3 protein-coding genes are annotated in these 6,746 nt (G+C 44.1%); all 3 read right to left on the reverse strand.

The window, feature by feature from the left end:
- Window positions 1–757 precede the first annotated feature (757 nt).
- The gene (locus HMPREF3027_RS05605; protein WP_141756236.1) at window positions 758–1,726 is read right to left on the reverse strand and encodes a PorV/PorQ family protein; all 969 of its coding nucleotides are present in this window, start codon (window positions 1,724–1,726) and stop codon (window positions 758–760) included.
- A gap of 37 nt (window positions 1,727–1,763) precedes the next feature.
- The gene (locus HMPREF3027_RS05610; protein WP_070707572.1) at window positions 1,764–4,556 is read right to left on the reverse strand and encodes a S8 family serine peptidase; all 2,793 of its coding nucleotides are present in this window, start codon (window positions 4,554–4,556) and stop codon (window positions 1,764–1,766) included.
- A 105-nt stretch (window positions 4,557–4,661) separates the two neighbouring features.
- Window positions 4,662–6,317 (reverse strand): BACON domain-containing protein, encoded by a 1,656-nt coding sequence (locus tag HMPREF3027_RS05615; RefSeq protein ID WP_070707573.1) that lies wholly within the window; start codon window positions 6,315–6,317, stop codon window positions 4,662–4,664.
- Window positions 6,318–6,746 lie beyond the last annotated feature (429 nt).

A 6,746-nucleotide genomic window follows, 5' to 3' on the forward strand; every position in this document is an offset into this window, starting at 1 on the left:
TCGGAGGGGCGTTAGCCCCGAACGACTGGGGGTAGAGCAATGGTGGACGAATATATTCGACCCCTTGCGGGTCGGACAACCCATCAGATTTAATTCCAGAAAAGGTGGGCTGATGAAGCCCGAAGGGCTTCCATGGTCTATTAACCCAGCCTTCCCACTCCGTAGGTAGGAGAAGCGTACCTGCGGAGGAGAAGGTTGGGAAGAGCGATAAACCGTAGGCAACTACCCCGAAGGGGTTGCACTTTTACACCCATAAGCGATGGTGTATATGCAACCCCTTCGGGGTAGCGTGGTGGTGCCCTCTCTACCCAAGCTTCTCCTTCAGGCTCACTGTCGCTCGCATTCAGGGGGAAGCTTGGGTTAATAGACCATGAAACCCCTTCGGGGTATTCGCGCACCACACATTATATATATTGACCCCTTGCGGGTCGGACAACAAAATGTGGTCGAAGTTGTCCGACCCGCAAGGGATCGTGGGTTTTGATCCTATTATCTACCCCCATTCATCGGCTCTGCGAGCCTCGAATGGGGGCTACAACAAATCGGACCTCCTCGCGGAGGTCCTTAGCATAGACAATCCGCTAAAAACCATATGGTCAGACCACTCTAAAAATGAGTGGTTCGACCAGCCGCCTCATTCCGTGCAACATTCTCAAAAGAGACGACAAGAGCGTATAAGAGTAATCTCCTATACGCTCTTGTTGAGATATATAGAGGAGGGCGTCACCATCGACACCCTCCTCCAGAAGTTCTTAGATCAATAGTCAAATGACAAGGAGAGGACTAGTCTATCAGCCCCGAAGTCATTCAGCGACTTAAGGTAACCAAAGTCTAGCTTTGCACCATAAAGAGCTACACCAGCACCTACACTCCAAAGGCTCGTCTCCTTGCTACCATATTGATAGCCAGCGCGCAGACTTGCGATATTGAAGAGCGTATACTCAGCACCCACATTGGCCTGGAATACTTGTGCTTTATATGGTAGGAAGTAGTACTTACCTCCTAACACGCCACGTAGCTTATGATTTTCGTTGATAGTAAGACCATAGTCTGCTGTCACCTGCATATTAGTAGGCAGAGCATACGCCTCATTCTTGGCATAGTAGATAGGTGCACCAAAGTCGGCTACTCTAGCACCCACGTTGATATCACTCTTCGCAGAGATAGGGATCAAACAGTTGGCACCGACACTAAAGGCCCCAGCATAGGCTACACGTCCAGTATAGCTTTGGATAAAGCTACCTGTGGCATAAGCTGCAAACATCTTATTAAACTTAAAGGCATAGCCCATATCCACAGCCCAATCAAATGGAGTATAGCTCTTTCTGTTATAACCCCATTGGTCATTAGTGCTACCCTTGATCTTCATACCGCCTTGGTATCTAAAACCAGCATAGATCACATGGCGATCCAAAAAGCGATACCCTACAGATGCTGCACCGAAGCCTAGTTTTCCTTCTACAAACTCATTCTCCTGCGTCTTGAACATCAATCCAGTGCCCGAGACGGTTAGCTTCGTATCTCCATTAAAGATCGAAGCTGGGTTGGTGTAGAGATAGTTACGGTCGGTTTTAGTCAAGGTAACATTTCCCATAGCTGCTGCACGAGCATCCGTTTGGGTCTCAAGGAAAGACAATCCACGGCTTTGCTGAGCCTGCATTGAGACTCCCGAACATATAGATAGTGCAAGGGCGAAGAGTGCCCCGATGATTGGCTTTGTATTCATAACGTTCATAATTCTAAATTAAGTCCACTTAACGGGGTTATCTCTTCTGCACCACTTGCTCAAATGGCTTCTTTCCAGTGCCAGTGACACGGATTCTGTAGGTGCCAGGAGCTAGGTTCTTCACCTTCACACTCGACATTCCTTCGTGGTCTACGAGCAATGCCTTATCCATCACCTTTTCACCCGTCATGGTGTAGATAGTGATCACTGGCTTACTGCTCTTAGGATTAACCCATAGGTTCAGCTTCTCCTTCATTGGAAGAGGCCACACTGCATACACTTCGTTATCCAAGTTCTTAGTCACCGATACCTCAAAGCTAGTGCGGGTCTCATAATATCCGTTGGATACTGTGATAGTGATGGTAGTTTTACCTGGCTGGAACGCCTTGATAGTCAGCTTAGAACCCTCCACCACAGCAGTGGCTACAGAGCCATTGCTAGAGCTCACCTTATAGCTAAATTCTAGTAGCTCTTGTGGCTTAAAGACCTTGCTAATATCAAGCGTCAGAGGATCATTCTCCACACCTACAAAGGTGTTAGGTAGCTTCTCAATCAGTTCAGGAGCCTTCACATTGATCACGCGGAATGGAATCTCAAAGGAAGCCGAGGTACCCAATTCATCAGTGACAACAACCGTAAAGCTGTAATCGCCTTGTGCCAATACTGGGCGGATACGTACCTTGATACCTTCATCCGTTTTAGCAAGTGTTACTCCAGTAGTTTCACCTTCAGAAGCGATCTTCCACTTCTGACCATCAGGCTCATTCACCATAAGTGTATATTCAGCACTACCCTTGATATCAAATACCGTGATGGGCTCTTTAGGTACATTGGTGATAACAGGTGGATTATTGACTTTCGTCTTGGTCTCCATAAAGGCTGGCGCACTCTTAAGACCCCAACGGTCTATCGCCACAATGGCCAAGTAATAGGTAGTGCTATGCTTCAGGTCAGACACCTTAAAGCTCATCTCCTCACCCGCCTCCTTATTCATTCCACTTACGTAGCCCGACTCATTGCCAAGACGCCTTCCTTTGGTATAATTGCTTTTATCCAGCGGTTTATCCGAGATATAAAGCTCATACTTCGATGGAGCTCCATCATCAGCATCCTTAGGCACTTGCCAGTAGATAGTAGCACTTAAGAAGTCATTCTCCTTAGACTTTTCAGGCAAGAACTTTGGTGCCTCAGGTGCCTTATTCTTATTCTCCAAGGTGAGTGCTAAGTAGGCATCAATATAGCCAGCCCCCAACTTACCTTCATACCCTGGATTATACATTTCAATATCATTGGTACCAGCAAGCAAACATTGCTCCAATTGAGCGGCAGTAAAGCCAGGGCCTCCTCTGTGGGAAACCACTAGAGCAGCTACACCAGAAACGTGAGGACACGCCATAGAGGTGCCTTGATACCATGCATATCCCTTTTCGTCGGGAAAGGCATAGCTTTGATCTACACCAAAAGTACTAAGAACACCAGATGTCATACCATACCTCTCTTGATCGCCACCGGGGGCAGTAATATCAGTCCAAGTACCATAATTAGAATAAGATGCTCTTTCAAAACCAGGACCCATTGCACAAACCGTAAATGCAGGCTCATACTCACCGGGACTGTATCTTTGTTCTGAATTATCATTACCTGCCGCAAATATCACTATACCACCTTTCATGGGAGAATTGGGTAGTTGGTTACCATCATTATCACAGCCAGCATACTTGATGAAATAATCTATAGCTTTTCTAGTAGACGATGGAGTTGGGCCAGGGAAGCGAGAGCCCCAAGAGTTTTGAGAAATAACTGCTCCATTGTCGGCACCATATTTAATTGCTGCAGCTCCACCTCCTTGAGAATCTTTTCCATCCCTCACAGAGAAGATAGCAGAAGTCATCAAACGAACGCCACTATTGGGAGTGCCATCACCACCAGCGATTCCAGCCACACCGATACCATTATTATTCTTGGCTGCTATTGTCCCGGCCACATGCGACCCATGGAAATCTGAATCAGGAATATACTCGTTAGAGTTATTCGCAAAGTTCCAGCCATGAATATCGTCTATTTTACCATTATTATCATCATCCACGCCAGGAATGCCGTTCATCTCCGCTTCGTTGATCCACATGTTGGGAATTAGATCAGGGTGGCGAACATCAATAGCTCCATCAACGACACAGACAATTACTTCAGGCTTACCAGTCTCTATCTCCCAAGCCTTAATCAAATTAATATCGGCCCCTTCAACTGCACCTCTAGTACGATTACGATCGACTCCTAGATTATTGTAGTGGTATTGACGAGGAAGATAAGGGTCATTAAACATCCAGTAATCCTTTCTAGAAGTTACGGAGAGAGGAACCAACTCTGGCTCATATTCAACTGTTTCAACCCCTTCTACTTTGAATAGGCTCTGCATAGCCTTTGGAACTGAGACCTGTTTGTCAAAGGTGACCCTTAGGAAAAGGTGCAAGCCTTCTCTTACAGTACGCTCCTCGTACTTGCCAGCATATGGAAACGCTCTCTCTATTTGAGTAGCTCTAATGTTATTTAGAGCTTTAGCCATAGGTTTTGGTGCATTGTTGAGCTGCATCCTACCCGTCACGGTTCCTTGATTGATTGAATCATAGGCTTCTTGGGACACTTTAATAATTACTGTGCCCGGAATTGCCTCACCCGCATTGGGCAAATGCATACCTTCAAAAACCCTCGGACTACTATCTATCTCCTCTTGATCCGCCACAGCCGTGTCGGACACAATATCACGTTCGTTTTTGCAACTTACAATTACAAAAGAAAAAAACGCGACAAGAAGTAATGTAATTTTTTTCATATTAGTTCTGTTTTCACTGCAAGTTAAATAATAGGACTTGCCTCTTCCATCTCATGAACATCAGAGGCAAGTCCACTTCAATCTATTTATAGATTTATGTTAAAATCAGAAAGGCTTAATGTTGTGCTTCTGATCCATAAGCTGAGTTGCCTTGTAGGATTTCTCCAATTGCTTGAGAATATTTGCCTGGCTCTGATCAAGGTCAACATGCTCATGCCAAATATTCATAGCCACAACAATATCAAACTCTGGAATATCACTAAATTTAATCGCTCTTACAAGATATACCAACTCTTCTTTCTCCAAGTATAGGTATGCTCCTACACCTTTTGAAGAATTGCCGATCTTCACAAAGCCAGCATCTTCGTAAAGTTTAGTGAATTCCTTTGTCATAACAATTTCTCCCTTATTATTCCAGAATGCCAATGAGAGATCTGCCCAAACTGTTAGAAGTTGCTGTGTACAATCGTTATTTACCGTTCCAGTCTTATCATCTACGTCCATAAAGTAGAGTCGAATGCTAGGTATATCACGATCAGTACTCTTCTTTAGTGTGGCTCTAATAGACTCTAATACCGTAGGGAATTTTTTCATAAAATTCTTCGTGACTGTACTGCCGGCATCCTCTTCAGCCTTTACAATCTTTTCGGCAGTCCACTCAGTATTGTTAAGCAAAGCTTTCTTATCCCATGGGAAAGCCTTAAATGTTTGTAGTGCAGGTTGCTTTGGTTTAGGAGCAACAAAGTCAATATAAACCTTTTTGGCATCCTTGTCATAAAGTGCAATAACTGTAAAGCCATTCTCTGTGCTTTCACCAGTAATGACATCTTTCTTATCATCATACTTTGCATCAGCGAAGTTATTCTTCACTAGAAAGTCAACAAACCCTTCATCAACAAGTGCTTTCACAGACTCTGCCTTAGTTACATACTCAACCCCTTGCAACATATCTGTCTTAAAGTTAAATAAGTAAATTACAGATGGCAATAGCTGAGATGAGGTAACAAACTCATAGTGTTCTGGAACGTCACCATCAAAAAGGCTTGAAGATTTAGGTGCATAACGTAACAAGATACTACCATGATTAACCTCATAAGTTAAAAGGTCGCGTTTTTCGGGCTCAACTACAAGATATGGGATTAGGAACTTTTCACTACCCTTACCTGCTTGCTGTACGGTGATCTCCTTTTGCAAGGTGCCACTCTTTGCATAGAGCTTAGCCTCACGTGGCTCGCCATCATTAGCAGCGATCTCCAGCTCAATCATATCATTGAATACATTCTGCTTGATCCAAGCCTGAGCAGCCTCATCAATATCTAGTGTCCACGCACCAGAATTGCTCTTCACGCTGATCAGCTTACTAGCACCTGAATTAGGCACAACGATGGTCTCAGGAGAAACTTCCAAAGAAATGTCAGCAGCAGTTTGTATTACCTCTACCTTTTCGCTAGTAGCACCAGCTACTACCAGTACTTGAGCGGCACGGTCCTTTCCAGCCTCATTAGGCATAGCCACGATCTGTAGGCTATTACCAGAAACGGTGGTCTTGATCCAATCAGCATTGGAAATAGCATTCCACTTAACTTGATTAGTGGTTACAGTAATAGCTTGGGCTTCGCCACCAGCATTAGGAATAGTGACAGAAGTAGCAGAGAGTGACAAAGTTGCCTCTTCTGGTCCATCATCCTTAGGGGCACAGGATGTTAACATCCCGATCAGCAACGTTACCGCCAAAGCGGCCAGGTAGTTAATCTGTTTCATAGTTTTTAGTAAAATAGTTAAAAATTCGCACTGATTGCTCAGCACATTAGTAATACTCGTTTTTTTGCTAGTAGCTAAGCATTCCTTTCATTATCAAGTCATCGCAACACATATATAACAACTCTAGGTACTTAGTATCTCGCTCAACAAATGTAGGTAAAACATATTGATTCACCAAATAATTCTAAAGAAAATTAATACTAATTTGGTATTTTAAAACTCCACATTGCAATTTAATGGTTTATCGCTTAGGAACTCTTAGATAATTCACAATTGAGGGTAAACGAAGATGAATACTCCTATATATATAATATAATGTGTGTGCCTGATAATAGCAGGGGTTACGCATTAGAAAGGTCTTACCACGAGACATTCATCAGAGAGTCAATGGGTAAGGACCTCCGCGAGGAGGTCCGATTTGTCGTAGCC

The sequence above is a fragment of the Porphyromonas sp. HMSC077F02 genome, from assembly GCF_001815465.1.
GTDB lineage: Bacteria > Bacteroidota > Bacteroidia > Bacteroidales > Porphyromonadaceae > Porphyromonas_A > Porphyromonas_A somerae.

Bases quoted from the DNA above. Each gene is read 5' to 3' on its own strand.
- HMPREF3027_RS05605 (WP_141756236.1), bottom strand. From the start codon at position 1,726: ATGAATACAAAGCCAATCATCGGGGCACTCTTCGCCCTTGCACTATCT.
- HMPREF3027_RS05610 (WP_070707572.1), bottom strand. From the start codon at position 4,556: ATGAAAAAAATTACATTACTTCTTGTCGCGTTTTTTTCTTTTGTAATT.
- HMPREF3027_RS05615 (WP_070707573.1), bottom strand. From the start codon at position 6,317: ATGAAACAGATTAACTACCTGGCCGCTTTGGCGGTAACGTTGCTGATC.